The 2,080-nt window shown below is 21.6% G+C and carries 2 protein-coding genes; both read right to left on the bottom strand.

The features are described 5' to 3' along the window. Positions 1-38: 38 nt before the first annotated feature. Entirely contained in the window at positions 39-659 is a 621-nt protein-coding gene (locus XO12_RS10990) for a hypothetical protein (RefSeq protein ID WP_175420332.1), read from the bottom strand. A gap of 37 nt (positions 660-696) precedes the next feature. Further along, the gene (locus XO12_RS10995; protein ID WP_175420333.1) at positions 697-1,635 is read right to left on the bottom strand and encodes a hypothetical protein; all 939 of its coding nucleotides are present in this window, start codon (positions 1,633-1,635) and stop codon (positions 697-699) included. Between the last annotated feature and the right edge of the window lie 445 nt (positions 1,636-2,080).

Raw genomic sequence — 2,080 nt, forward strand, 5'->3', positions numbered from 1 at the left:
CTAATAGAAAACGTACATTGCCAATTTGGATAGTTCCTTCATTTTAACAAATATACAGATTTCATCCAATCAATTTTTAATCCCTTCCATGTCCTCACAATATAAAATGTAATCTCTGCATTTTCCGGATATTTAATTTTTTTAAGTTCTTCCTCATATATACGTTTTTCTATAACGTCATCTTTAAAATTTAACGTATATCCCACTACCATTGGATTTATTAAATACACATTATATCCATATTTGGTTGTTTTTATATTTTTATATAATTTATCTTCATCATCTAAAGAACCGAGTATATTAAGTATTATTTCTTCTTTTTCTAGTTCTTTATAATATTCTCTCATTAATTTTTCAACTTTTTCAGAATTTAATACATGTTTTCTTCTTTCTTCTATCATTTCATTCAAATATTCCCTTAATTTTTCTTTAGGTTGATAATAGTAAAAATGATATTTTTCATATGATTTATTGTAACTATCATATTTTATTCTTGCTTCTCTCATTGAGGAATAATATTTTTCAAGTATATATATTGGATTAAAGTATAAATTATAGGCTGTTTTTAATGGGAAATACGATATTATTATTAAAATTATAAAAACTATAAATTTAAAACGAAATTCACTATTTTTCCAATATTCCAAATAATCAAACATAAAATCTCACCTTTATTTTTTGAAAATTTTTAATTAATTACGGTATTTCATACCATACATAATATGTACCGTTATTTATATATGTAAAATAATTTTCCTTTGCTATTAATAACAATTTAGAATGATTACCATAATTCAATGATTTTATTTCTTTAACATTTCTTTTTACTTCTTTTCTTTCAGCTGGTTCGCTTCGAGTTTCATATACTCCATAATTATAATATTTATAATATGATCTACCTTTTATTTCTACAATTACATTAGCATAATGTAATTCAGCTATTGCAAAAATCTTTTCCCAGCTTTTTATCCATTTTCCATTTCTGTTTGAAATATAATGTATAACATAAATTCTTTTTTGCTCTCTTCGCCATTCTTGGAACTTTTTCTTTTTTTCAATTTTAAAATTATTTTTTAAATAAGAATAAAAATCATTTCCGTATTGTATTAAATCTTTAATTGGTTCTAGTTTTTTAGCAATTATTGAAATTAATTTATTTGTTAAAACACCTGTAAGATAATCCACTGTATTTGAAAATATATCGCTGGAAATTTGGCCTATAGTAGGACCAGCTTCCACTGTATCAATTCTATATCCATAAGTATATTGTCCTGGATCCAATTGATCATATAATGAAAACTTTTCTTTTTTATTTTTTGCTGAATTTAGGTAATCTTCAAATGTAAATATTTTATTTAGTGGAAGTGATTCTTTTGTATGACTAATATTATAATAATAATAATAATAATAATATATTTTATTTGTAGAAACTTTTTGTCCATCAGAGTTTTTAATAGAGTAAATTTTTTCATCTTTTATTTCAAACGTATAATCTATATTACCTTTATTATCAAATATTTCCTGTTTTGTTAACTCACCATTTTCAAAATAATTTTTAAATACCAAAATATCATCTTTAGTATAATACTCGGAGGTTTTAATATTAATATCATTTTTTAAAAAGGTTTCTGGCACTTTATTATTTTCAATATTTTTTTCCTGTTTTTCTATCTTAGTACATGATATAAAAAAATACTGATAAAAATTATTAAAATATACACTTTTACCGTTTTTTTCATTCTCTCCCCGCCCTTTAAACTTTTTTGATTTTATAATTTTTCCTAAAATCCTGATATCAAAATCACTCAGTCGTCTGATAAATGAAAATTTTTTTGATATAATATCTGATTAGATGCATTTAATTAATGTTTTCTAATGATTAGTGTGTAATTAAAATTTTTTTTAAAATTTTTCTCACTTATTATATATGATTTATTTAATAATATTATGATCAAATATTGCGAATTTTATAACTTAATAATTCATAATAAAATTTTATGAATGTATAATTTTTATATTATGTTACTGAATAATTAAAAGATATTATTTCCACTTATTCAATTCACAATAATTTTAGCAA

Source organism: Marinitoga sp. 1154, from assembly GCF_013363285.1.
GTDB lineage: Bacteria > Thermotogota > Thermotogae > Petrotogales > Petrotogaceae > Marinitoga.